This is a genomic window from Streptomyces sp. NPDC059247, assembly GCF_042754005.1.
In the GTDB taxonomy this organism is placed as follows: Bacteria; Actinomycetota; Actinomycetes; order Streptomycetales; family Streptomycetaceae; genus Streptomyces.
In genome coordinates, this window is record NZ_JBHYZW010000013.1 from 81,189 (window position 1) to 105,208 (window position 24,020).

19 protein-coding genes are annotated in these 24,020 nt (G+C 75.3%); 8 read left to right on the plus strand and 11 right to left on the minus strand.

The window, feature by feature from the left end:
* The first annotated feature begins 299 nt into the window (after positions 1–299).
* Positions 300–578 carry a CAP domain-containing protein gene (locus ACFXGN_RS22700; RefSeq protein ID WP_384862336.1) on the plus strand — a complete coding sequence of 93 codons (279 nt, stop codon included), beginning with the start codon at positions 300–302 and terminating at the stop codon, positions 576–578.
* On the opposite strand, the gene ACFXGN_RS22705 is transcribed toward ACFXGN_RS22700, so the two are convergent.
* The 4 genes from ACFXGN_RS22705 to ACFXGN_RS22720 form a co-directional block, all read right to left on the minus strand.
* Positions 529–1,464, minus strand: coding sequence for a CAP domain-containing protein (locus ACFXGN_RS22705; RefSeq protein WP_384862080.1), 936 nt, complete (start codon positions 1,462–1,464; stop codon positions 529–531). The genes ACFXGN_RS22700 and ACFXGN_RS22705 overlap by 50 nt on opposite strands.
* A gap of 150 nt (positions 1,465–1,614) precedes the next feature.
* Complete coding sequence (locus ACFXGN_RS22710; RefSeq protein ID WP_384862083.1) at positions 1,615–2,487, minus strand: universal stress protein; 873 nt, start codon at positions 2,485–2,487, stop codon at positions 1,615–1,617.
* Positions 2,488–2,634: 147 nt separating this feature from the next.
* A complete protein-coding gene (locus ACFXGN_RS22715) occupies positions 2,635–3,879 on the minus strand; it encodes an acyl-CoA dehydrogenase (RefSeq protein ID WP_384862087.1) in 1,245 nt (414 codons plus the stop codon).
* Positions 3,880–4,194: 315 nt separating this feature from the next.
* Positions 4,195–4,650: an RrF2 family transcriptional regulator gene (locus tag ACFXGN_RS22720; RefSeq protein ID WP_384862089.1), complete on the minus strand. Its 456-nt coding sequence runs from the start codon at positions 4,648–4,650 to the stop codon at positions 4,195–4,197.
* A gap of 427 nt (positions 4,651–5,077) precedes the next feature.
* Between ACFXGN_RS22720 and ACFXGN_RS22725 the strand changes: the two genes are divergently transcribed.
* Positions 5,078–5,200 (plus strand): hypothetical protein, encoded by a 123-nt coding sequence (locus ACFXGN_RS22725; RefSeq protein ID WP_384862092.1) that lies wholly within the window; start codon positions 5,078–5,080, stop codon positions 5,198–5,200.
* Positions 5,201–5,511: 311 nt separating this feature from the next.
* Positions 5,512–6,402, plus strand: coding sequence for a glutathione S-transferase C-terminal domain-containing protein (locus tag ACFXGN_RS22730; RefSeq protein ID WP_384862095.1), 891 nt, complete (start codon positions 5,512–5,514; stop codon positions 6,400–6,402).
* 424 nt (positions 6,403–6,826) lie between these two features.
* On the opposite strand, the gene ACFXGN_RS22735 is transcribed toward ACFXGN_RS22730, so the two are convergent.
* Both ACFXGN_RS22735 and ACFXGN_RS22740 read right to left on the minus strand, forming a co-directional pair.
* Positions 6,827–7,363 carry a GNAT family N-acetyltransferase gene (locus ACFXGN_RS22735; protein WP_384862098.1) on the minus strand — a complete coding sequence of 179 codons (537 nt, stop codon included), beginning with the start codon at positions 7,361–7,363 and terminating at the stop codon, positions 6,827–6,829.
* 997 nt (positions 7,364–8,360) lie between these two features.
* Positions 8,361–8,930: a YdeI family protein gene (locus ACFXGN_RS22740; protein WP_384862101.1), complete on the minus strand. Its 570-nt coding sequence runs from the start codon at positions 8,928–8,930 to the stop codon at positions 8,361–8,363.
* A gap of 209 nt (positions 8,931–9,139) precedes the next feature.
* On the opposite strand from ACFXGN_RS22740, the gene ACFXGN_RS22745 reads away from it, so the two are divergent.
* Positions 9,140–10,054, plus strand: coding sequence for a squalene/phytoene synthase family protein (locus ACFXGN_RS22745; RefSeq protein WP_384862103.1), 915 nt, complete (start codon positions 9,140–9,142; stop codon positions 10,052–10,054).
* Between the two features lie 133 nt (positions 10,055–10,187).
* Here the strand turns inward: ACFXGN_RS22745 and ACFXGN_RS22750 are convergent, their stop codons facing one another.
* The 4 genes from ACFXGN_RS22750 to ACFXGN_RS22765 all read right to left on the minus strand — a co-directional run bounded on the left by ACFXGN_RS22750 (position 10,188) and on the right by ACFXGN_RS22765 (position 14,916).
* A complete protein-coding gene (locus ACFXGN_RS22750; protein WP_384862106.1) occupies positions 10,188–10,778 on the minus strand; it encodes an RICIN domain-containing protein in 591 nt (196 codons plus the stop codon).
* A 327-nt stretch (positions 10,779–11,105) separates the two neighbouring features.
* Positions 11,106–13,739, minus strand: a complete 2,634-nt coding sequence (lanL, locus tag ACFXGN_RS22755; protein WP_384862109.1) for a class IV lanthionine synthetase LanL — start codon at positions 13,737–13,739, stop codon at positions 11,106–11,108.
* A 2-nt stretch (positions 13,740–13,741) separates the two neighbouring features.
* Entirely contained in the window at positions 13,742–13,924 is a 183-nt protein-coding gene (locus ACFXGN_RS22760) for an SflA family class IV lanthipeptide (RefSeq protein WP_384862111.1), read from the minus strand.
* 425 nt (positions 13,925–14,349) lie between these two features.
* On the minus strand, positions 14,350–14,916 hold the full coding sequence (locus ACFXGN_RS22765) for a DUF4291 domain-containing protein (RefSeq protein WP_384862114.1): 567 nt from the start codon (positions 14,914–14,916) through the stop codon (positions 14,350–14,352).
* A 351-nt stretch (positions 14,917–15,267) separates the two neighbouring features.
* Here ACFXGN_RS22765 and ACFXGN_RS22770 point away from each other — a divergent pair, with 351 nt between their 5' ends.
* Together ACFXGN_RS22770 and ACFXGN_RS22775 are read left to right on the plus strand one after the other, a co-directional pair.
* Positions 15,268–15,510 carry a DUF5133 domain-containing protein gene (locus ACFXGN_RS22770; protein WP_384862117.1) on the plus strand — a complete coding sequence of 81 codons (243 nt, stop codon included), beginning with the start codon at positions 15,268–15,270 and terminating at the stop codon, positions 15,508–15,510.
* A gap of 246 nt (positions 15,511–15,756) precedes the next feature.
* A complete protein-coding gene (locus ACFXGN_RS22775; protein WP_384862120.1) occupies positions 15,757–18,138 on the plus strand; it encodes an ATP-binding cassette domain-containing protein in 2,382 nt (793 codons plus the stop codon).
* A gap of 383 nt (positions 18,139–18,521) precedes the next feature.
* On the opposite strand, the gene ACFXGN_RS22780 is transcribed toward ACFXGN_RS22775, so the two are convergent.
* Positions 18,522–19,778 (minus strand): D-alanyl-D-alanine carboxypeptidase family protein, encoded by a 1,257-nt coding sequence (locus ACFXGN_RS22780; RefSeq protein ID WP_384862123.1) that lies wholly within the window; start codon positions 19,776–19,778, stop codon positions 18,522–18,524.
* Between the two features lie 747 nt (positions 19,779–20,525).
* Between ACFXGN_RS22780 and ACFXGN_RS22785 the strand changes: the two genes are divergently transcribed.
* Positions 20,526–22,469, plus strand: a complete 1,944-nt coding sequence (locus tag ACFXGN_RS22785; protein WP_384862339.1) for an NAD-binding protein — start codon at positions 20,526–20,528, stop codon at positions 22,467–22,469.
* Positions 22,470–22,718: 249 nt separating this feature from the next.
* The gene (locus tag ACFXGN_RS22790) at positions 22,719–24,020 is read left to right on the plus strand and encodes a cytochrome P450 (RefSeq protein WP_384862125.1); all 1,302 of its coding nucleotides are present in this window, start codon (positions 22,719–22,721) and stop codon (positions 24,018–24,020) included.

The following is a 24,020-nucleotide window of genomic DNA, read 5'->3' on the forward strand; positions in this document are numbered from 1 at the left end:
GGTGGAGTCCTGCGGCTGTCCCAGCGTGGCGTAGGGCACGTCCCGGTTGTCCTCGAAGTCGGCGGGCAGGTCGTCCTCCGGGTTGCGCCACCGGTTCGCCCCCCCACCACCCAGATCCCCCGCCGACGCACCGCGTCCCGTAGCGCCACCAGCACGCACGGCTCGTACGCCGCGGACGGCGGCGGGCTGCGCGCCGCTGCGCGTCGATCCCCGCCTCGCCGGGGCGGCCCGCGCCCACGCGCGGCTACTACGGTCACGCCGGTCACGCCAGTCCCGAGGGCGCGTACGCGGACTCGCGGATCTCCGCCGCCGGGTACGGCCGGAGCGCCTGGGCCGAGAACCCGGACCGGGGACCGGCCGACCCGGCGTCCGTCGTCGCGGACTGGACGGACGGGGCGGTCCACCAGGAGAACATGCTCGACTGCCGCCACCGGGACACCGGAGTGGCGCGGGTGCCCACCCGCGGCGGCCCCCGTTCCCTGACGCGTACGGGGACGAAGGCGGGGAGACCGGGGGCCGCCGGGGGCCTCAGGACCTGGCGCCGAAGTTCTGCACCCACCAGGGGCCGTTGGCGGTGAGGGTGACGCCCACGCCGATGTCCTTGAAGGAGCAGTTGAGGATGTTCGCCCGGTGGCCGGGGCTGTTCATCCAGTCCTCCATCGCGAGGGCCGGGGTCTTCGGGCCCCGGTGGATGTTCTCCCCCCAGGTCGACCACGCGTACCCGGCGCCGCTCATCCGGTCACCGGCGTCCCGGCCCTCCGGGCTGTCGTGCTCGTAGTAGTCCCGGGCCGCCATGTCGTCGGCGTGCCCCTGGGCGGCGGCCCGCAGTCGCTTCTCGGTCCGCAGCGGACCGCAACCCGCCTTCTCCCGCTCCGTGTTGGCGAGGGCGATGACCTCCTGGACGAAGCGCTTGGCCTTCCCCACCGCCGGTGCCTCCGGCGCCGCGCCCTGCTGAGGGGCCTTCTCGCGCGGCTGCGCGGGCCGCCGCCCCGACTCGGCCTTCGGTGCCGTCGTCGCGGGGCGTGCGGGCGCGGTCGTGGCGGCGCGGGGGGACGGGGTGGCGGCGGTCGCGGGCGTGACCGGGGGCAAGGGGGAGGGCGTGCGCACGGCCTCCCGTACGGCCACCGGAGCGGCGGACGCCGTTCCGGCACCGTCCGGGGCGTCCGGGGCGGTCCGGGGGGTGGTCGGGAGCCCGGCCGCCGGGGCGGCGGACACCGCCCCCGGGCCGGGGGAGGCCAGGTGGACGCCCGTCGCCACCGTCAGGATCGCCGCCGTCGCTCCCGCCACGGTGACGCCGGTGCGGAAGGACGGGCGGCGGGGCGGGCGGCGCCGCGAGCCGCCGTCCCCGCGATGCCGTCCGCCCGCCCGCGCCGGGGCCTCCTGCGGCGCGGTCTCCCGCACGGGGCCGTCGGGCCGGGCGCGGTCGGGTTCGTGGGAGTGGCCGGGGTGGTCGTGGTGCCGCATGGAGTTCCGCTCTCTCGCCTGGTCGCCGGACGGTCCGGCGCTGGGGGAGCCACCGGGGCGACGGCGATAACACTTTCCTGCCCCGGGCCCCCCGACACTCCTCGTCAACCCGACGCGTCAACCGGGTACTCACGTCCTTCCGGCACCCTTTCAGCCCTGCGGCACCACCGCCACCGGACACGGCGCGAGGTGCAGCGCCGCGTGCGCCACGGAACCGACGCGCGGTCCGGCCGCCCCGCGCTTCGCCCGCCGCCCGACCACCAGGAGCTGCGCGGTCCCCGAGGCGGAGAGCAGCACCTGCCCGGCGCTGCCCAGCTCGACGTGCTCGCTAACGGGCACGTCCGGGTACCGCTCCCGCCAGGGCGCGAGGGCTTCCCGCAGCGCCTTCTCCTCGTACGGGACGAGCCCCCCGGCCTCGTCCGCGAGCCGCATCGACGCGGGACTGTACGCGTACAGCGGGGGCAGGCTCCAGGCCCGTACGGCCCGCACGGCGGCCCCCCGCGCGGCGGCGGTCCCGAACGCGAAGCCGAGGGCCGCGGCGCTGTCCTCCGGGCTGCCGAGCTGACCGACGAGCACGTCCCCGGCGGGCGGCTCGGCGGGTTCGCCGTCGCGGGACCTGACGGCCACCACGGGCCGGGTGGCCCCGGCGATGATCTGCTGCCCGTACGAGCCCAGGAGGAAGCCGAGGACCGGGCCGTGGCCGCGCGAGCCGATGACGAGCAGCTCGGTCCGCTCCTCGGCGCCGAGGAGCGCGGCGACCGGGGTGTCGGGGAGCACCTCGGAGGTGACCGTGAGCCCGGGGTGGCGCTCGGTGACGGCGGTCTCCGCGTCCCGGAGGAGGTCCAGCGCCGCCTTCTCCTGGGTCGCGCGGTCCTGGACCAGGGGGAGGTCGAGCGGTTCCCAGCGCCAGGCGTGCGCGAGCCGGAGCGGGAGTCCCCGGTGGAGGGCCTCGCGCGCGGCCCAGTCGGCCGCGGCGAGGCTCTCCGGGGAACCGTCCACTCCTGCGACGATCTCACGACTCATCAGGCTGCCTCCGTCGGTGCGGTGACGGGCCCGCCCGGTGATCGGGCCCTGCTGCTCCCAGCTTGGGCCAAACAGCCGTGCCGCGAGAGGGCCGGACGTCCCGACATGCCGGTCCTTCCGGCCTTTCCGCCCCTCGTGGCGGTGGTGTCAGGCCAACAGGGTGAGCCGGGCGTGGGTGGAGTTGAGGTAGTGGTCGCCGATGTCCCGCAGCCGGTGGGCCGCCTGGGTGGGGGCGGTGAGCGCACGGGCGTTGCGCCAGAAGCGGTCGAAGCCGGGACCGCCGTCCCCGGCGCCCGCGCCCGCCACGCCGTCGACGAGTTCCAGGACGCGGGTCGTGATGAGGACGGCCGCCTGCCCGGCGACGGCCTCGGCGGCGGACACCAGGACGGCGACGTCGGCGCGCTCCTCCACGCCGAGCGTCCACCCGGCGAGCAGTCCGCGCGTCAGGGCGTCCGTGGCCCGCTCCACCACGGCAGCCGCCGTGTGCGCGGCGGTCGCCAACTCCCCGTAGGCCAGCAGGAGATAGGGGTCGTCCCCGGCGCCGTCCGTGGCGGGGAGCCGTGCGGGGTGCCCGGCGGGCGCGGGGCCCGCGTGCCCGGCGCGGCTGATGTCCCGGGCCTCGGCGAGCGCCCCTTCGGCGATCCCGAGTCCGACGTGGACCAGGAGCAGCCGCAGGGCGACCGGGGCGAGGGTGGTGAAGGGGGCGACGGCGTGCTCGTCGTGGGGGAGGGAGCCGAGGACCTGCCCGGGTGCGACGGGCACCCGCTCGAAGGTCACGGTGCCCGCCCCCGCGAGCCGCTGTCCGACGCGGTCCGTCCCCGCCTCGGTGAACACTCCCGGCGCGCCGGGGTCCACCAGGACGACGAGCTGGTCGCCGGTGCCGCCGGGGCGGGCCCCGACGACCAGTCGGTCGGCCACCGTGACGGCGGAGGCGAAGGCGCGGGTCCCGTCGAGGAACCAGCCGCCGTCGCCGGTGTCGGACGGTGTCAGGACGAGCCCGGGGTCGGACTCGGCGCGCGGCGGTTCCACGTCCCCGGCCAGCAGCCAGTTCTCCTCGGCGGCCCGCGCCAGCGGGTCCCGCGCCGCGCGGAGCGGGTCGAGGAAGCGGCCAGTCCAGGACAGGGCGTAGTGGTGGGCGAGGAGTTCGCCCACAGAACTGTCGGCGGCGGAGATCTCCCGGACGACCGCGCAGGCGGCGCGCCAGTCGACGCCCCGCCGGTCCGGCCCCGGCGCGGTGAGCAGGGCGGGCAGTCCCGCCTCCTGGAGTCGGGCGACCTCGTCGGACGGGACCTTGCCCGCACGGTCCCTGACCAGGGCGTCGACGGCGAGGTCGTCGGCGAGTTCGCGGGTGACGCGGGGCCAGAAGTCGTCCTCGACGGGCCGGTCGGCCACCGGGACCGCCGGGCGTCCGCCGTTCGGGCCGGATGGTGCGGGGGCGGTGCGGTTCGCTGGTCTCTTCGGCGATTTCCTCGGCGTACTCACGTCACCTCACCTGATTCCTAATCCCCAGTGGAACAGTAGGGATAGTGACAGAGGAGGTTCCCTCGCCCCAAGAGGCGTCCGATGCGCGGACGAGGGCGTCCTGAAGGGTGAGACATGGGTAAGTAGCCCCAGGTCACGAATGGTTGGACATGGCGATCATGGTGGGGTCCGGTTCCCGCTCATGGATGGCCGGACATGATGATCACGGTGTGGTCCGGGTCCCGCTCACGGATTGGTCCATGCCTCCGGGTCCTTCGCGCGCTCGACGATCCCGTCCGGCAGCCGGGCCGCCGCTACCTCCGCCAGCGAGACCCCCAGCACCTCCCGGACCCCGGACCGCAGCGCGATCCACAGGGTCAGCAGCGACTCGGCGGGCCCCGTGTACGCCAGGTCCGGCGGACGCTCCCCGCGCACCGAGACCAGCGGACCGTCCACACACCGGATGACCTCCGCGACGGAGATCGTCTCGGCGGACCGGGCCAGCCAGTAACCGCCGTTGCCGCCGCGCTGGCTCAGCACCAGACCGCCCCTGCGCATGTCGCCGAGGATGCTCTCCAGGAACTTGTGCGAGATGCCCTGGTCCTCCGCGATGGCCTCGGCCTTCAGTGGCCCCGTGTCCTGGGCGGCGGCGAGCTGGAGGGCGGCCCGCACCGCGTAGTCGGCCCTGGCTGAAATGCGCATGTGCGCATTATTCCGTACGGGAGGCGGGGGGCCGGTGTGCCGCGATCGACACCGGAGCGGAGGCCATCACGGGCCGCGTGTGCCACGGGGGCCAGGAGCCCGAGGGCTTTGTCCCCCGTGCGGAAGCCCGGGGAGCCCGCGAGCCCTGGAGCCCGCGAGCCCGGGGAAGTCCAGAGAGGTCCAGGCAAGTCCATGCAAGTCCGGGGAAGTCCGGGCAAGTCCGCGAGGTCCGTCCGCCGCGCGGCGACGGGCCGGGCGGCGGCGCCCCCGGCGCGGCCCTTCCCTCCGGCCTTTCTCCGGGCGGAGGCGGACGGTCCGTGGGACGCTCTTTGAGACAGTCCGTGAGACGGCCGTACCGCACCCTTGACGCCGCTCCGGGCCGGTCGGACACTCAGGACGGGGAAACCGAGCGAACGGGTAGGGAATCATGGGACGCACCGACGGGCGGGGCACCGCGGTCGACGCACTCCTCCCGCGCTCCCTGCCCCTCACCTCGCGCCGCCACATCGATCTCCTGCGGGTCTGCAGCGCGGCGAGTCGCTCCGCGTGAGGCGCCCTCCGGCGCGCCGTTCCGCCACGAGCCGTCGCCCGTCCGGCCGCCCCGCACCAGGGTGACTTCCGCCGGGCCGCGCCCCCGTGGCGCCGCCGCGGCCGGGTCCGCCTTCCCTGAGCGCCGCTCCGCGCGGCACCGTTCCCGGCCGGGTGACCGTCCCGCCCGCTGAGACGACCGTCCACCGGAACGGCCCCGCGCCCCGTGCCCGCCTCCTCCTTCCCGTACCCCTGCTGCCCTCGGGCCCCGAGCCGCCACCGGCGCCACGGCACGCCGCCCGACCCAGCACCGAGCACCCTCAAGGGAGAAGCATGTCCGTCGTCCCGTCCTCGCTGCTGCCCGTCTCCGCCCTGCCCGCCTTCCGGGGCCGCATCGGCCGCGACGTGGGCAGCGGCCACTACGCCGCACCGCACCGCTACCGCCTCCATGTCGCACCCTCCGATCCCGACTGTCTGAGGATCGCCCTCACCCACGCGGTCCTCGGCCTCGACGACACGCTCCCCCTCACCGTCCTCCCCGAGGAGGCCGACACGCCCGACGGTGGATACGCCCTCCTCCGCCCGCTGTACGAGGCCAGCGCTCATCTCTACGCCGGCCCCGCCGCCGCCCCCGTCCTCAGCGACGACTGGACCGGACGGATCGTCAGCACCCATGTCCCCGACATCCTCCGCGACCTCGCCCTCCGCTTCCGGGGCGACGGCCCCGACCTGCTGCCGGAGGAGCACCGGAGCGCCATCGAGGCACTCTCCGACCTGTGCGAACGGAGCATCAACCGGGCCGCCCAGCGCGCCGGGGAACTCGGCATCGACGGCGAGTCCGCCCACCGCGAACCCCTCACCGTCCTCTTCGCGGCCCTCGACTCGCTCGAACGTGGGCTGGCCCGCAACCCGTACGTCCTCGGCGACGCGCCGACCGCCGCCGACATCCACGTCTGGGTCACCCTGGTCCAGCTCGACACCATCCACCGCTGGCACCTGGACGCCACCGCCATGGACCGGGTCGCCGGATACACCTCGCTCTGGGCGTACGCCCGACGGCTCGCCGCACGACCCGAGTTCGGCCGCTGCCTCGACATCGACGCGCTCCTGCGCCGCCACCGCGCCCACTGCCGGGGCCGCGAGGCGGCGGGCGGCGGGATCCGCCTCGTCGACTGGCCGACGACGACACCGACGACGACGCAGAGGTCGGCGCCGATCGGCTGACGGACCGGCCTCCGGCCGACGATCCGGGCGCGGGCCCTCCACCGCCGGTGACGGCGCTACGGGCCCGCGCCACGGAGCCGGTCACGGGCGGGTCCGGGCCTCCCTCCGATACGGCGGCTGCCGGACTCCACAGAGGCCGGACGGGTGCCGGACTTCCGTACGGGCCCGGTGGACGTCCGGCTTCCGTACGGCCCGGTGGGGGTCGGAGCCCGCGCGGGCCCCAGCCGGTGTCGAGCCGCCGCACCCGTAGGGCCGGTGGCTCGATCCGCGTACGGCCCTCACCGCTCTCCGGAGCGGGCGTCCGGGCTCCCCGTACCGCCACCATGAGCCCCGCCCCCGCCTCCTCGCGTCCGGCCGCGCGGAGGGGAGGCCCCTCGTACCGCCCGGCGCGCCGAAACCCGCCGAACCACTCGGCGCGCCGGGCTCAGCCGGAGGACCCGGTGCCGGTCCGGTCCGCGCGGAGCAGCGAGTAGAGCACCGCGTCGTGCCAGCGTCTGCCCTGCCACACGGCGGACCGCAGCAGACCCTCGCCGAGGAATCCCGCCTTCTCCAGGGCGCGCCGCTCGGCGACGTTCTCGGGGTCGGTCCACGCCTGGACCCGTTCGGCCCGCGTGTGGTCGAAGAGGTATTCAGCCACGAGCCGTTGGGCACGCGTGCCCACGCCCCGGCCGCGCGAGGCGGGCACGAGGCCGATCGCCAGGCTCCACCCCGCGAGGGCGTCGGGACCCCAGCCGCCGGGGAACCATTTCACCCGGCCGACCGCGATCCCGTCCTCGGCGACCGTGAGCGTCCCGCCGTCCGGGCCGAGCAGACCGTTCTCCGCGAAGCGGCGGCGCAGGTCTGCCGTCGACTGGAAGCCGAACCACGCGTGGACGCCCCAGCCCTCGGGGCCGTTGAACTCCCGCTCGAACAGATCGAGATCGTCGGCGGTGACGGGACGCAGTGTGACTTCGGCGGGCATGAACGGCTCCAGGGGCTCTCGGCCGCACGGTCGGCCCCGTACGGCGACAGGGGGAGACGCCTTCCGGCGCGTCCCACCCGCAGACACGCGCGCCACGGGGACGCCGGTTGCGCGAGCGACCAGGGGCGCCCGTCCGGCCGACCCCCGGCGAACCGTCGAGGTCTCGCGGATCTCGGCGGCGTCCGCCGCGCTGCCGGTGCCAGGCGGTGAGGGACGTGGGCCCGCCCGCGAGCCGGTCCGCCGAGGCCCGGACCCAGGGCCGCGCGCTTCGTCGGGGAGGGACCGTACGACGACGACCACGCCCGTCGTGCGGCCCTGGTCGTCGTCGGTCAGGTCGGCCACGAAGCGCAGTCGGCCGTCCTGCTCCGCGCCCGGGAGCCCCGGCCCGGCGCCGCCCGGGGCACGGACACGCGGAGGCCACCGGGCCGTGACGAGCGGGTACGGGACGCCCGGCGCCGGTTCGCGGCCCGGCGGCGGCACCGTCGCCGGGGCGGTGGTGAACTCCCGGTGGAGACCGGCCCGCCAGTACGGTTCCTCCGTCGCGAACCGTACTGGCGGCGGCGCGGTCGGGGAGGACGGTGAGGCGCCCGCTTCCCGTGTGCTCCTCCCCGTCCTCGGACGAGGTGGGGCCCCGCGGCATCGGCCGTCCGTCGAAGCGGTCCGTGGCGGACCAGTGCTCCTCGACGGACCGGAAAGCAACTGCTCGGCGGCCCCCGGCTCGTCTCGCGCGTGAACGCGGAACACCCCGCGCGGACGGTACGCCACGGCTCCCGTGCCTGATGGGAGATGGGGGAGGACCCCCGTCCGGGCCCGAGGCGCGGGAGCCCGCGCCCGCCGCCGCACCCTTCACGTCCCGGGGACGAAGGGGCCGCCCCCCCCGGCGACGCGACCATGAGCGGCCGGGGAGCCCGCGACGGGTCCTGCCGCCGGGGAGCGGAAAGGATGCCTCCCGGCCCGTACGCGAGCCGGGTGTCCCGGGCCGTCCCCGGCGCCGTGGCTACTCGTCGGCGGCCAGCGCCCGCACCGCTCGCTCCACGGCGCTCCGGCGCCCCTCGGGGGTCCGCGCCTGGAGCAAGGGCAGCAGGACCAGGTACTTCGCGGTCTTCTCCAGCGCCTCGAAAGCCTTCGCCGCCCGGTCGTTCGCCGCCAGCGCCGCCGTCAGCTCGTCGGGCATCCCGGCGGTGGACTGCGGAGCGTACGCGGCGTCCCAGCGCCCGTCCGCCTGCGCCTTGCGCACCTCCTCCAGACCCGGCTCGCGCATCCGGCCCTCGGCCGCGAGGACGGCGACCTTGTCGACGTTGACCTGCGACCACAGGCTCTTGGGACGCCGGGGAACGTACTTCTGGAGGTAGTACGTTCCGTCGAGCGACCGGCGCTGACCTGAGATCCAGCCCCAGCACAGCCCGACGTCGACCATTCCGTCGGATGTCACGGACGCGATCCCCGAGCCCTTCTTGGCGACCTTGACCCACACGCCCGCGTGCCGCCCGTGGTGAGCCGCCAACCAGCCGTCGAACGCCTCGTCGTCAGCGAAGGCCACGACCTCGACACCATCGATCTCGTCCATGCCCCCATGCTATGCGGCCACGCACCCGCCCCGGTCCATCTGCCCTGCGGGGAACCGCACTTGGCCGGAACGCCCCGGCCCGCGCCGGTCGTGTCCGGGTACGGGTTCCCGGACCCGCCCCCGACCACGGGAGAGCGGTACGTGGGGGCCGGTCGGGGCCTCCGGCGGGAGGCCCGTAGGCTCGCGACCGACGACGACAGGAGACCGGCATGTGGAAGCGGGCCCTCGACCGGGCCGGGGCCGGAGAGCGGCGGCTGCGGCGGGACTACACGGAGCAGCGGCGGGCGGTGCGGAGGTTCGCGGCGGCGGAGTACGCCGCCGCCCGGCTCCTGCTCCCCGCCGATCTGCTGCCGCACGTCGTGGCCGCCGTCGCGTTCATGCACGACACCGACGACCGGGTCGACCGGGGGACACCGGACGAACGGGCCGCCGCTCTCACGGAATGGGACGCGCTCGTACGGAAGGCCCTCGCCGGAGACGGCTCCGAACTGCCCGTGCTGCGCTGCCTGGCGCACACCGCCGAGCGGCACCCGGACGTGCGCGCCCACGGGGAGGAGTTCCTGCGGGGCTGCGCGCGCGAGGTCGCCTGGCGGACCCTCGCGGACGACGAGGAACTGGACCGGTACGTACGGGAGTACTCGCTGCCCGCGCTGATGCTGACGGCCTGTCTGCTGGCGCCCGGGGAACCGTCGGCGCGGGCGGAGTTCACGGACGGCTGCCACCGGCTCATCCGCGCCATGCAGCGCGTCGACTTCCTGGAGGACCTGGCCGAGGACGTGCGCGCCGGACGGCCGGGGGTCCCCGCCGACGCGGTGGCGCGCCACGGCGCGGACCTCACCCGGCCCGGCCCGGCACTGGGCGCGCTGGTCGAGGAGCAGACGGACCGCGCCGCCGCCGACCTGGCGTCGGCCGCCCGCCTCGCGGACGTGGTGGCCCCCTCGTACCTGCCCTTCGTACGGGCCCTCATCGGTGTCCAGCGGCTCCGTCTCGACGCGGTCCGCCGCGCGGGCGCGTCCCTGGCGACCCGGGGTTCCGGCCCCCGGCCGTCGGCGGCCGTCCTCCTGCTGCTGCGCGAGACGGCGGCGCGCCGCCGGGGACGGGGAAGGGCGCGGCGAGGGGCGTAGACGGGGGGAAGGCCATCGGGGCCGCCCCTCGTCCGCCGCCCGCGCCCGCCCCGCCGCGTGGGCGCCGGGCCTCCGGTCGTGCGGCGACGCGCGGACGGGGGCTTTCGGACGCGATGCGGGACGCCGTCCGTGGTCAGTCCTGCCAGACGTCCCACCACTGCTGGGACTGGAAGTTCTTCTGCCAGAGCTGGACGCGGGCGCCGTTGCCCAGGACGTTCGCGTCGCGGTCCACGACGGTGTTGCCGTTGTCGTAGAAGCGGGCGTTGTAGATCGCGCGGTCGCCCGCGGGGTGGGACCAGCTCTGCTGGGGGGTGTTGTTGCAGTCCCAGATCTGGAGCTTGGTGCCGTTGCGGCCACCGCCGTTGAGGTCGGCGTCCAGGCACTTGCCGGGGAACCGGTAGCTTTCGAGGGCGCCGTTGTTCCAGAGGTACCAGCGCTGCTGGCTGGTGCCGTTGCACTGCCAGATCTGGACGACCGTGCCGTTGCCGCCGCCGTTCGCGTCGACGTCCAGACACTGGGTGGTGGGACGGTTGGCGAAGTCGTTGGTGATGCGCACGGGCAGGTCCAGCACCTTCTGCGGCGCCGGAGGGACCAGACCGGGGGCGGGGGCCGTCCAGTACACGGGCTGGGAGGCGTGCTGGGGGAGCGCGTCGGCCATGGAGGTGCCGGCCAGGGCGAAGGCGACGGCGGCGGTCGCCGTGGCCCGACGTCCGATGTGGGGCATGTCTTCTCCTTGCTGCTCGGTGGTCGGTCCGTGCCGCACGAGTCGATTCCCGTACGGCAGCCACCTCAGCACAGTGCGGCGAGCACGCGTCACTCCGGAACAAGCCACTCCCCGGGATGCCGGGTCCGCCCCTTCCGTCCCTCGCGTCGATGGGGCCCCAGAGGGCGGCCGGAGACGCCGCTGAGCCCCGTGACCTGTTTCCCGAAGCTCCGACCGGGAAGGCCCGCCGGTCGGGTACGGCCGTCCCCGAACAGGGGTGAGGAGCGCCCCGGAGACCTCTGTCGGACCAGGCCCGGGGCCACCGGGGGCCCGACGCCGGGGCGGCGGTCAGGCGAGGAGGCCGAGCCGTGGGCCGCCCGGGTCGCGCAGTCGTCTGAAGAAGGCCAGCACGCCCGCCGAGCCCCCGGCCCAGGTGGCACTCGGCCCGGTGAGGCCGGTGTCCGGGAACACGGGCCGGGACCAGGTGCCGCCGCTGCGGCTCAGGATGAGCAGGGCGACGGTCTCGGCCGCGTCCCGGAACTCCTCGGACCCGGACGCCTCCGCGACGTCCACCATCAGATCGCCCACCCCCGCCAGCCCGCAGCACTGCGAGACCAGCGGCATCCGGGGTGCCAGCTCGGCGCAGGTCCGCGCGGCCCGCCGCGCCAGGTCGAGGTACCCCGGCTCGTCGAGACGTTCGGCGGCCCGCACGAGTACGGTCCCGATCCCGGCCAGGCCCCGGCACCAGGAACCGTAACGGCGGGTCGCCCCCGGCCGGGTGGCCGCCGCGATGATGTCCGGCGTCACGGCGGCCAGACGCGCGGCGGCCCTCTCGGAACGGCTGAGCGCGTCCGGGTCCCCGGTCGCGCCGCCGTACGCGAGCAGGAAGCAGACGACGCCCGCGTCACCGTGCGCGATGCCCTCGCGGAGCGCCGCGTCGCCGGACCTCCCCGCACCGGCCGGGGTCAGCCGGGCGGTGCCCGACGCCAGCATCCGCTCGCAGTCGGCGGCGACGGCGAGGTGCCGGTCCGCGGCGAGCCGGTGACCGGACCGGAGGGCGTGCCGGGTGAGCAGCAGCCTGCCCATACCGATTCCGGCGGCGCCCGCGATCAGGTCGGCCTCCGGAGGCCCGCCGTCCGGGGCGCGGTCCGGCAGCACGGGGTACCCGGACCGTGCGTCCGCCTCCGGGCCCGCGTCCGCCTCCGGGCCCGCGCCCGCCTCCGGGCCCGCGCCCGCAGTCGTGCCCGTGCCCGCGCCCATGCCCGCGTCCGCAGTCCCGCTCGCCGCCGTGCCCGCCTCCGTGAGGAAGAGTTCGACGCCGGTGCGCCCCGTGTAGAAGGCGGGCGGCAGGTTCCTGGACTGTCGCGCCGTCCAGTGGGCCAAGGAGGTGACGGCCGACCGCACCTGCGGCCGGTGCGCGTGGTGGAGGAGTTCGAGGCCGAGCCCCGAACTGCCCCCGTAGACGTCGATCGAGGTGGGGACGTTCCGCCGCGCGGCCCGTTCCGGGTCCACGATCGCCCGCGCCTCGGCGACACAGAACGCGGTCGTGTGCTCGATGATCCCGTCCAGCAGGTCGCCGTCGACCCTGGGACGCGCGGGCCGCCGCACCGGTCCCGCCGTGCCGGTGCGCAGCCGGTCGGCGGCGGCGGTCCTCACGGCCCGGTCGAAGCTCAGCAGACCGGTGATCGACGACCGGACCCCCCGGTGGGCGCGGCCGGGCAGTGCCCACGCCAGACAGGCCAGGGTCCGGTCCCGGTTGACCCGGCGGTCGGTGTCGACGATCACCGGGTCCATGCCCGTGGCGGCGAAGAACAGGGTCGCGCCGAGGGCGTAGTGGTCGTCGGCGGGGACGGCCGGTCCGGTCGCGGACAGGACCGGCTCGCCGTATCCGGGGGTCGCCCCTCCCGGTCCCGCGCCGTTCCACTCGCTGATCCCGAAGTCGATCACATGGCAGTGGGCGGGTCCGGAGCCGTCGAGCACGACGTTGTCGGGCTTGAGGTCGCGGACGACCACGTTCCGGTGGTGGATCGCGTCCAGGACGCGCAGCAGCCGGGCGGCGAGGACGGACAGGGCGCGCGCCGGGGCGTCGGCGTCGTCCCGGTAGGGGCCGTCGCGCAGGACGTCCTTGCGCAGGTCCCGGTCGCCGCAGGCGCTCGTCACCAGGTACTCGTCCGACCGGTGGGCGAAGTAGTCCAGTGCGCGGGGCACGCCCGTGACGCCGTCGAGCGCGGTGAGGACCGTGCGCTCGTTGCGCAGCCGGTGGCGGGCGTCCGTACCGGCTTCGTCCTCGCCCACGTAGGCCCTCGCCTGTTTGACGACCACCGGCTGCCCGAGCGTGCGGTCGAGCGCGCGGTAGACGTTGCCCCGGGCGGCGCGCGCGATGCCTGCGGTGACCTGGTAGCGTCCGCCGCCGAAGCCCGGCGCGGACGGTTCGTCACCGGGTGCCGAGCCGTCGGCGAAGGGGTCCTCGGCCCAGGGCGGGCAGCGGTAGCGGCCGACGGCCAGACCGTCGAAGACCAGGCCGCCCGGCCCGGTCATGACGGATTCGAGCCGACCGCTCCGGCCGGTGCGGTAGTCCCCGGTGAAGGGGCCGTAACGGTAGTAGACCGGGGCCCTCGGGTCGGCCCGCCGGTCGCTGACGACCCGGGGGCCCTCCCGGTCGCGCAGCGCGGCGGCGAGTTCCCGGGCGACCTCGACCACGGTCCCGGCCAGGGGATAGACGGTGACCGCCTTGCCGACGGCCCCGGCGCTCACCACCCCGGAGTTGAGGCGGCGCAAGGTCTCCGGGTCGCGGGCGAACTTCGCGTGGCAGACGTGCCGGGACAGCACCGGCAGGACGAGCCGGGTCACGGCGTCGAGGTCCCCGGGGCGGGTCGAGACGTGCAGTTTCCAGCCGTGTTCCATCGCCGGCATCCGCGGATCGTTCAGGTACGACCAGGTGTCGTCGGACCAACCGCTGCGGCCGGCGATGGAGACGGCCACCCCTACGCGTTCAGGTCACAGGAGAAGCGGGTGGTGGCGGTCACCCAGGGGTCGGAGAGACACGCGGTGTGCTCGCGGTCGGCGCGGTCGTCGTCCTCGAACACGATCGTGTCGTCGTCGATCTCCAGCGGACCCGCGTCGCGGAATCCTTCGGCTTCCAGAAGATCCGGCACGGCTACGGGCATGTGACGCCTCCATGGTCGATCGTGCGCTGAGGAGCGGGAAAAGGGGCCGACACGGGCCGGTGGACCCGCTGGGCCGTGACTCGCTGCACCAAGGTAGGGAGGAGCGAACTCGCTGACAAGAGGTCTGATAACACTGCTCTCGGAGACCTCGCGGGGAGGCCGGGCCGCCCCCGGGACCGGACGCGGTCCCTCCGGCGGGGCCCGCGTCGGCACGGGGGTGACGGCTCCACGGCCGGGACACGGCCGGGGGCATCGCGGTGGGCCCGCCCGCCCCTCGCCGTGGGGGGCACCGTCACCGGGGCCGTCGGCGCTTCAGGCCGTGCCGGACGCCCACGGAGGACGACGGCGCCCCGGCCCTCGTACGCTCACCGTCCCGCAGGTCCCGCAGGTCCCGCAGGTCGCGCGGGGCTCCGGCCGGTCGGTCGTCATCGGCCGGGGGAGAGGGCGTCCTCCAGCGCGCGGGGCAGCGGGTAGGCCCGTTCCGGGGGAAGCAGCCGCTGGGCTTTGGCCGCGTGCCCGGTCTGCAGGAGCGACGCGGCCTTGCGGACCTGAGGAGTGAGGTCGGTGAGGCTGACGATCCACTCGTCGGTGAAGGCGCGGATCAGATGGCGGCCGATGCCGACCTGGATGCTGTAGTGGTTCAGCGCCGCCCCGCGCGGCGAGCGCTCGGGATCCCACTGCACGTGCACGGCAGCCTGGGCCACGGCCGCCGGGTCGGCGGTCGTCAGCACGGCCTGGGACAGGGCTTCCTCCCACCCCTCCCGGGTGATCCGCACCGCGAGAACGCGTTCCTGGCCGGACTTGCGGCCCCAGTTGCTGCGGTGCATGAGCCAGGCGAACGACGGCTTGATCCACGTCATCCGCTGGAAGGAGAAGGGCGCGACGAAGCGGCCCGCCGACAGTGCCGGGTCGGCGATGGCGGGTGCGTACGCCTGGTAGACCACGATCGTGCGGGCGTCGTAGTCGGCACGGATCTGATGTTGGGGTGCCATGTGCCGCACCCTGCCATCCGGCTCGCGGACGGGGCGACCCCATTTTCTCCGGACACCGGGGCGCCGCCCTTCGGCGTGGGGCCCCGAAGAGGTCCGTACCGGAGCCGGTACCCATGACGCCGTCAGGCCTCGAAGCCCCGTGCCGCGCCCGGCGGCACTGGTCCGCCGGCTCGTACGGCGGCGCGCCGGACGCGCCACCGCCTCCGCCCCGGCGACGTACTCCGCCGCACGGGCCGGAACCGCGCCCCGGGAGGATGCCGGACCCCGGGTCGTCACGCAGTGTGTCCGTGCCGGTCGCGTGCGTGGCGGACGGCCGGGAGTATGGAACGAGCCACGAGACAGGAGGGCCCCATGCTGCTGCCCGACACGAAGACGGTCGACCGGCTGCTCCGGCACTACCGCGCCCAGGAGCGGACCGTCCTGGCCAGGCCGCTCGACCTGTCGGCCCGCAGCCGCTTCGAGGACACGGCCTACACCCTGTGCGTCCTCATGGGAGAGCGGACCGCCCCCGCGGCCGTCCGCGCCGCCGAACGCCACCTGGCCGAAAACCGCCCCACCCCCCGGCGGCCCCTCGAAGGCCTCCCCGGAGCCTGAGCCGACGCCCCCGGGGGCCCCCGTACGGGGAAAGGCGCCGAGCCTCACGAGTACGCCCCCGGAGCCGTACGGGAACGGTGTTCCGGGCCGTCCGGCGGCGGGCGTCCGACTTCGGTCAGGATGTGAGAAGCGTCGAGCTCCGGCCGCGACTAGCGTGGCAGCCATGGACCTCGCGATACGTCCGCCGTCGGACACGGCAGGACGCGCCGGTCCGTGTCCCGGACCCGTGCGACAGCTGGAGAGACGATGAGCAAGGCCCCGAGAGCGGACGAGCGGACGCCGCACCCGGCCGACCGGCACGATCTGATCCGCGTGCACGGAGCACGTGAGAACAACCTCAAGGACGTCAGCATCGAGATCCCGAAGCGCCGTCTCACGGTGTTCACCGGGGTCTCCGGTTCGGGCAAGAGCTCCCTCGTCTTCGACACGATCGCCGCCGAGTCGCAGCGGCTCATCAACGAGACGTACAGCTCCTTCGTCCAGGGATTCATGCCCACCCTGGCCCGCCCCGAGGTGGACGTCCTCGACGGGCTCACCACCGCGATCATCGTGGACCAGCAGCGGATGGGCGCCGACCCCCGCTCCACCGTCGGCACCGCCACCGACGTCAACGCGATGCTCCGCATCCTCTTCAGCCGCCTCGGCAAGCCGCACATCGGCCCGCCCAGCGCGTACGCGTTCAACGTCCCCTCGGTGAAGGGCAGCGGCGCGATCACCGTCGAGCGCGGCGACAAGAAGGCCGTCAGGGCGACCTTCCAGCGCACCGGCGGCATGTGCCCCCGCTGCGAGGGCCGGGGCACCGTCTCCGACATCGACCTCACCCAGCTCTACGACGACTCCAAGTCGCTGAACGAGGGCGCGCTCACCATCCCCGGCTTCACCCCCGGTGGCTGGAACTACCGCCTCTACGCCGAGTCCGGTCTCGTCGACGCCGACAAGCCGATCCGCCGCTACACCAAGAAGGAACTCCAGGACTTCCTCCACCACGAGCCCGCCCGGATGAAGATCGCGGGCATCAACATGACGTACGAGGGACTCGTCCCCCGCATCCAGAAGTCCTTCCTCGCCAAGGACAAGGAGGGGATGCAGCCGCACATCCGGGCCTTCGTGGACCGGGCCGTCACCTTCACCACCTGCCCCGAGTGCGACGGCACCCGCCTCTCCGAGGGAGCCAGGGCGTCGAAGATCCGGAAGATCAGCATTGCCGACGCCTGCGCGATGCAGATCAGCGACCTCGCCGCCTGGGTCCGCGCCCTCGCCGAACCGTCCGTCGCGCCCCTGCTCACCGCGCTCCAGCTGACCCTGGACTCCTTCGTCGAGATCGGCCTCGGCTACCTCTCCCTCGACCGGCCCGCGGGCACCCTGTCCGGCGGCGAGGCACAGCGCGTCAAGATGATCCGGCACCTCGGCTCCTCGCTCACCGACGTCACGTACGTCTTCGACGAGCCCACCGTCGGCCTGCACCCGCACGACATCCAGCGGATGAACGACCTCCTGCTCCAGTTGCGCGACAAGGGCAACACGGTCCTCGTCGTGGAGCATAAGCCGGAGACCATCGCCATCGCCGACCACGTCGTCGACCTGGGCCCCGGCGCCGGTACGGAGGGCGGCACGGTCTGCTTCGAGGGCACCGTCGAAGGGCTGCGCGGCGCGGACACCGTCACCGGGCGCCACCTCGACGACCGGGCGTCCGTCAAGAGCGAGGTCCGGCGGCCGAGCGGAGCCCTGGAGATCCGGGGCGCCCGCGCCCACAACCTGCGGGACGTGGACGTCGACATCCCGCTCGGGGTCCTCACCGTCGTCACGGGCGTCGCGGGCTCCGGCAAGAGCTCCCTCGTCCACGGCTCGATCCCGGCGGGCGAGGACGTCGTCTCGATCGACCAGAGCCCGATCCGGGGCTCGCGCCGCAGCAACCCGGCGACGTACACCGGTCTCCTCGACCCGATCCGCAAGGCGTTCGCCAAGGCCAACGGCGTGAAGCCCGCGCTGTTCAGCGCCAACTCCGAGGGCGCCTGCCCCACCTGCAACGGCGCGGGCGTCATCTACACGGACCTCGGCATGATGGCCGGGGTCTCCTCCACCTGCGAGGACTGCGAGGGCAAGCGGTTCCAGCCCGCGGTCCTCGAATACCTGCTCGGTGGCCGGGACATCAGCGAGGTCCTCGCGATGTCCGTGACCGAAGCCGAGGAGTTCTTCGGCTCCGGCGAGGCGAAGACTCCGGCGGCGCAGCGCGTTCTGGCCCGGCTCGCCGACGTCGGTCTGGGGTACGTCAGTCTCGGCCAGCCCCTCACCACGCTCTCCGGCGGCGAGCGCCAGCGCCTGAAGCTGGCCACGCACATGGGCGAGAAGGGCGGCGTCTACGTCCTGGACGAGCCGACCACCGGACTCCACCTCGCCGACGTCGAGCAGCTCCTCGGACTGCTGGACCGGCTCGTGGACTCCGGGAAGTCGGTCATCGTGGTCGAGCACCACCAGGCGGTCATGGCCCACGCGGACTGGATCGTGGACCTCGGCCCCGGCGCGGGCCACGACGGCGGCACGGTCGTCTTCGAGGGCACCCCCGCGGAACTGGTGGCGGCCCGCTCGACCCTGACCGGCGAGCACCTGGCGGCCTACGTGGGGGCGTGACACCTGACGGCTCCCGCCCGAGGCGCCCGGCGGAGGGACGGTCCGGGGTTCCACGCGCGCGCGTGGAACCCACGACACCGGAGCTGACATGACCTTCGACGCCGCCGTTCCACGCGTGCGCGTGGAGCCCGCGCCCGGGGGCCCGCCGACCCGGGCTTCCCGGGCGGGCGGGTGGAGGACCGATCGGGAAGCGTGGCCGCTGTCCCCGCGCGGGCTCTCGCCGCGCTGGCTCGCCGTGCGGGCTCCCCGTGCGGGCTCCCCGCGCTGGCTCCCCGCGCTGGCTCCCCGCGCTGGCTCCCCGCGCTGGCTCCCCGCGCGCGGGAGAGTCCCGCCCGCGCTCACCCTGTCGGCCGGTGCCCGGCACCGAAGGGGCCCACGCCCGGTCAGTCCGTGCGGCGCGCGGCCCTCCGGCGGCGGCCCCAGAGCGCCAGGGCCGCCGCGCAGGCCGAACCCACGAGCGCCAGCGGCAGACCCGCCGAGATGCCCGAGGGGGCCGCGCCGTGGCCCGTCTCCCTGCCCGGCGCCGCCCCGGCGCGCGCCTCGGCGTCGTCCGTGCCGACCGGGTTGCCGCCGTGGGCCACCGACACCGCGCGCGTGCCGCCGGTCTCCGGCGCCTTCGCCCTCTCCGGCAGCAGCGACCCCACCGGCCGGACCCGGCCCGCCGCCCGGAAGCCCCAGTCGAGCAGCTCGCGGGCTTCCTCGTACACCGCGAAGCCGCCCCCGGACTGCGGGTTCATCACCGAGACGACCAGGGTCCGGTCGCCCCGCCGGGCGGCGGAGACCAGCGTGTTGCCCGCGCCACTCGTGTAACCGTTCTTGATCCCGATGAGCCCCGGATAGTGCGCGACGCCGTCCGCGCCGGTCAGCAGCCGGTTGGTGTTCGCGATGCCGAACGACCAGGCGCCCGCGGGGAAGTCCGCGTAACGGGTCGAGCAGTACCGGGTGAACTCCGGGTCCTGCAGCCCCGCCCTGCCGAACAGCGCCAGATCGTACGCGGACGAGACCTGCCCCGGCGCGTCGTAGCCGTCGGGGGACACCACGTGCGTGTCCCGGGCGCCCAGGGACCTGGCCTTCTCCTGCATCTGCCGGGTCATCGAGTCCCAGCCGCCGTTCATCGCGGCCAGCACGTGCACGGCGTCGTTCCCCGAGCTGAGGAAGACACCGTTCCACAGGTCGGAGACCCGGTACGTGTACCCCTCCTTCACCCCGACCAGGCTGCTGCCGTCCCCGATCCCGGTCAGCTCGGAATCGGCCACGGTGTGCTGCTCGGACGGCTCGTGGCGGGGGAGCGCGGTGAGCGCGAACAGCGTCTTCAGGGTGCTGGCGGGCGGAAGCTTCCGGTGCGCGTCCCGGGCGGCGAGCACCTCGCCCGTGGAGGCGTCCGCCACCACCCACGACAGGGCGGAGACCGACGGCGCGGCGGGCGCCCCCGGCAGGACCCGCACCTGGGTGCCCGTCCGGTCGAGCAGCGCCGGGTCGACGTACTGTCGCGCGGGCGGCGTCGGTTCCGCGAGGGCGGCGCCCACCCCGAGCGCCGGGGCGGAGGTGACGGAGGAGGCCGAGGCCGCCGGAACGGGCAGCACCAGCAGCAGCGCCGTGGTACCGGCGGCAGCGTGACGGACAGCTGACGTGACGATCATTCAGCCACCCTAGGAACCGGGCGGCGCCCGCGCAGATCGGAGTGCGCCGACCGGCGTAGCGCACGTGCCGTACGGGTGGGGCACACCGCCCGGCCGCCCCTGCGACACCGCCCGCCAGGGCCTCCGCACCCGCCCGGGTCCGGTGCGGACCCGCCTCGGAGCCGTACCGGATCTGCCTCCGGAGCCATGCCCCGGACCCGCCCCGGATTCGTGCGGACCCGCCTCGGATCTGCCCCGGTCTCGCCCCCCCGGGGCCACCCCGAGACCCGCCCCGGCCCCCCGGGCCCCGACCCGCCCCGACCCGTTCGTGCGGGCTCCGTACGCCCGTCCCGAGCGAGCTTCCGTCCGGCTCGTACGCCCGCCCCCGGGCGAGCCGTCCGGCGCTCGTACGGCCATTCCGGGGCGGGGCCCCGTACGCGCTCCTCCCGAGCCGCCCGTACAGCCCCCTCCACACCCCCCTCCACACCCCCCTCCACACCCTCCTTCACGCCCTCCTCCCCACCCGGCGGGAACGGCCGCTCCCGCCCCCTCAGGACCGCTGTCGGTGCCGCAGGGCATCCTGGTGACGTGCCCTCATACCCGAACCAGAGCAACACCGTTCCGGCCGGGAGCGTCCCGGCGCCAGCAGCCGCTCCGGCCCACCGGACGGTCCCGGGACCCGCCCGGACCTCCGGCCTGTCCGGCGGCCCCTTCGGCGCGCCCGCGTCCCGGCCCGAGCGGCAGCCCCGTACCGACCCCGACGGGCACATGATCGTCTGCGGCGGGGACGCCCTCGCCCACCGACTGGCGGGTGAGCTGCACGAGGTGTACGGGGAGCGGGTCACCCTCCTCGTCCCCGCCGGGGCCGACGCGCCCCGGACGCCCACCGCGCGGCCGGGCCGTGCGCTGGCCCTCTTCGGACGGGTCACCGCCGCCGTCACCCGCACCACGGCGCCCGCCACCGTCCCGGACCCCGCCCCCGGCGACGACGGCGAGACCACCGGCGCCCTACGGGTCGTGGCGGCGGCCGAGGCCGACGACCGGGCCCTCACCGAAGCCGGTGTCGAGCGCGCCGCCGCGCTCGCCCTCGTCCACGAGGACGACGAGACCAACATCCGGGCCGCGCTCGCCGCCCGCCGCCTCAACCCCCGGCTGCGCCTGGTCATCCGGCTCTACAACCGCAAGCTCGGACAGCACTTCGAGACCCTCCTCGACCAGGCCGCCGCCGTCGCTGAACCGGGCCTCGACCCGGAGAAGTTCGACGCCGCCACCACCGTCCTCTCCGACGCGGACACCGCCGCGCCCGGCCTCGCAGCCGCCGCCGTCGCGGGCACCAGCAAGGTCGTGCAGGCGGGCGGACTGCTGCTGCACGCCGTCGAACGGCCGCCCGCCGCCGGACAGACCCCCGACCCGGGCCGCTGCACCCTCGCGCTGCTCTCCGCGACGGCCCGGGACCCGGCGGGCTGCGAGGGCTCCGAGCGCAGCGGCGAGGACGGCCCGCGCCTGCTCCCCGACGACCGTACGGTCGCCGCCGCCACCGGTCGCGCCGCCGTCACCCTCGAAGCGGTCACCGCGGCGGGCCCCGCCGCGCCCGCCGCCCGGCTCGCCGCGTCCGCGCTGCCCGTCGCCTCCCTCTTCTCCCGCAGGCTGCGCTGGTCCCTGGCCGGAGCCGCCGCCGCCGTCCTCGCGCTGGCCCTCGCCTCCACCTTCACCACCGGCGACCACCCGCTGCACGCGGCCTATCTGACGCTCCTCGACATCTTCGCCATCGGCGATCCGGCGGTCGGCGAGTCGACCAGCCGTCAGGTCCTGCAGATCCTCGCCGGGTTCGTCGGGCTGCTCCTGCTGCCGGTGATCGTCGCCGCCCTGCTCGAAGGGCTCGGCACCTTCCGCTCCGCCACCACCCTGCGCCGCCCGCCCCGGGGGCTCTCCGGCCATGTCGTCCTCCTCGGCCTGGGCAAGGTCGGCACCCGGGTCCTCGCCCGGCTGCGGGGGCTCGGCATCCCCGTGGTGTGCGTCGAGTCCGACCCCGAGGCCCGGGGCATCGCGGTCGCCCGCAGGCTCCGCGTCCCCACCGTCGTCGGAGACGTCACGGAGGAAGGAGTCCTGGAGGCCGCCCGCATCCACCGGGCGCACGCCCTCCTCGCCCTCACCAGCGTCGACATCACCAACCTGGAGGCGGCGCTCTCCGCCCGCGCCGTCACGCCCGACCTCCGGGTCGTCCTGCGCCTGTTCGACGACGACTTCGCGACCGCCGTCTTCCGCACCCTGCGGACCGCGCACCCCGCCGCCCTGACGCGGAGCCGCAGCGTCTCCCACCTCTCCGCGCCCGCCTTCGCGGCGGCCATGCAGGGACGGGAGGTGCTCGGCGCGGTCCCCGTGGAGCGCCGGGTGCTGCTCTTCGCCGCCGTGGACGTCGCGGACCATCCGCTGCTCGACGGCCTGACCGTGGCGGAGGCCTTCCGGCCGGGCGCCTGGCGGATCCTCGCCCTCGACGGGAGCCCCGGGGCCCCGGCGGCGGACCGGCGCCGGGACGGGAACCGGACGTGGCGCCTGGAACCCGACCGGATCCTGCGGCCGGGGGACCGGGTCGTGGTCGCCGCCACCCGCCGGGGTCTGGCCGAACTCCTGGGCCGGGGCGGACCCGGCGGCCGTACGGAGGGAAGAGCGACGGAGGACGAACTGGTACGCGCGGAGGGGAGCCGACCGTAGGATCGGACCGCCCGGACAGCACCGCGCCCCTTCCTCCGCGCGCACTCCACCACGGGCGCTCGACTGCGCCTGTTTCACCCCGCCTGCCCCACCGGGCCCGCTCCACCTGGCCCGCCCGCCGACGACCCGTCCCGCGACGCCCCGCCGCACAAGGCCCCGTCCCACCGGCCCTCGTGAGTCTGCCGCCCCGCACGACCGTTCCACCGCACCGCCGTACCGGACCGCTCCCCGTAGTCAGGAGTCCTCTCCGTGAACACGACACCGCACCGCTCCGCATCCGGCCGCACCCCGCACCGTCTGGACCCCGCGGGCGGCTGTCCGCACGCCGACAACGCCCGGCTGCTCGCCGGAGGGGCCGTCGTCCCGGTCGTCCTGCCCGGCGGGATCGAGGGCATGGCGGTCCTCGGCCATGACGCCCTCCGCGAGTTCCTCGCCCACCCCGACGTCGCCAAGGGCCCGCGGCACTTCGCCGCCCTCGCCGAGGGACGCGTACCCGAAGGGTGGCCGCTGCGGACCTTCGCGACCGTCCCGGGGATGACGACCGCCGACGGCGCCGACCACCGCCGGTTGCGGACCCTGGTCAGCAGCGCCTTCACCGCCCGCCGGGTCGAGGAGCTGCGCCCCCGTGTCGAGGCGGTCACCGCCGGACTCCTCGACGGACTCGCCGAGGCCGCCCGGAACGGCGGCGGTGTCGCCGACCTGCGCCGGAACTACGCGCTGCCGCTGCCGCTCGGCGTCATCTGCGAACTGTTCGGCGTGGACCCGGCCCATCAGGAGCGATTGCACGACCTCTCCAACCTGGTCGTCGCCACCGACACCGAGCCCGCGCGGGCCGTCGCCGCGAACCGGGAACTCGCCGGAATCCTCACCGCCGTCGCCGCCGAGAAGACCGCCGCACCCGGCGACGACCTCACCAGCGCCCTGATCGCCGCCCGCGACGAGGGCGGCGACCGCCTCGGGCAGGCCGAACTGATCGGCACCCTGCTGCTGATGATCGTCGCGGGGCACGAGACGACCCTGAACCTGGTGACCAACGCGGTCCGGGCGCTCTGCGCCCACCGGGACCAGCTGGCCCTGGTCCTGGAGGGGCGCGCCGACTGGGCGGACGTGGTGGAGGAGACCCTGCGCTGGGACAGCCCGGTCAGCTACTTCCCGTTCCGCTATCCCGTCCGGGACCTGACGCTCGACGGCACCCTGATCCCCCGGGGCACCCCCGTGCTGGCCGGATACTCGGCGGCCGGCCGGGACCCGAAGGCCCACGGCCCGGACGCCGACCGCTTCGACCTCACCCGTACGCCGACGGCGAAGCACCTGTCGCTCGGTCACGGCCCCCACTACTGCCTGGGCGCGCCGCTGGCCCGGCTGGAGGCGACCGTGGCCCTGCGGGCGCTCTTCACCCGTTTCCCGGAACTCGACCTCGCCGCGCCGGAGTCCACGCTGCGCCGCCACGCGGGCTTCGTCGGCAACAGCGTCGGTGAGCTGCCGGTCCGGCCGCTGCCCCGGGCCCCCCGGCCGGAAGGCGGCGGCCTCGCCCCGGGGGCCCGCCCGTGA

Coding starts and splice junctions, on each gene's coding strand:
- ACFXGN_RS22705 (WP_384862080.1), bottom strand. CDS start 1,464: ATGCGGCACCACGACCACCCCGGCCACTCCCACGAACCCGACCGCGCC.
- ACFXGN_RS22710 (WP_384862083.1), bottom strand. CDS start 2,487: ATGAGTCGTGAGATCGTCGCAGGAGTGGACGGTTCCCCGGAGAGCCTC.
- ACFXGN_RS22720 (WP_384862089.1), bottom strand. CDS start 4,650: ATGCGCATTTCAGCCAGGGCCGACTACGCGGTGCGGGCCGCCCTCCAG.
- ACFXGN_RS22725 (WP_384862092.1), top strand. CDS start 5,078: ATGGGACGCACCGACGGGCGGGGCACCGCGGTCGACGCACTCCTCCCG.
- ACFXGN_RS22730 (WP_384862095.1), top strand. CDS start 5,512: ATGTCCGTCGTCCCGTCCTCGCTGCTGCCCGTCTCCGCCCTGCCCGCC.
- ACFXGN_RS22735 (WP_384862098.1), bottom strand. CDS start 7,363: ATGCCCGCCGAAGTCACACTGCGTCCCGTCACCGCCGACGATCTCGAT.
- ACFXGN_RS22740 (WP_384862101.1), bottom strand. CDS start 8,930: ATGGACGAGATCGATGGTGTCGAGGTCGTGGCCTTCGCTGACGACGAG.
- ACFXGN_RS22745 (WP_384862103.1), top strand. CDS start 9,140: ATGTGGAAGCGGGCCCTCGACCGGGCCGGGGCCGGAGAGCGGCGGCTG.
- ACFXGN_RS22750 (WP_384862106.1), bottom strand. CDS start 10,778: ATGCCCCACATCGGACGTCGGGCCACGGCGACCGCCGCCGTCGCCTTC.
- ACFXGN_RS22760 (WP_384862111.1), bottom strand. CDS start 13,924: ATGCCCGTAGCCGTGCCGGATCTTCTGGAAGCCGAAGGATTCCGCGAC.
- ACFXGN_RS22765 (WP_384862114.1), bottom strand. CDS start 14,916: ATGGCACCCCAACATCAGATCCGTGCCGACTACGACGCCCGCACGATC.
- ACFXGN_RS22770 (WP_384862117.1), top strand. CDS start 15,268: ATGCTGCTGCCCGACACGAAGACGGTCGACCGGCTGCTCCGGCACTAC.
- ACFXGN_RS22775 (WP_384862120.1), top strand. CDS start 15,757: ATGAGCAAGGCCCCGAGAGCGGACGAGCGGACGCCGCACCCGGCCGAC.
- ACFXGN_RS22780 (WP_384862123.1), bottom strand. CDS start 19,778: ATGATCGTCACGTCAGCTGTCCGTCACGCTGCCGCCGGTACCACGGCG.
- ACFXGN_RS22785 (WP_384862339.1), top strand. CDS start 20,526: ATGATCGTCTGCGGCGGGGACGCCCTCGCCCACCGACTGGCGGGTGAG.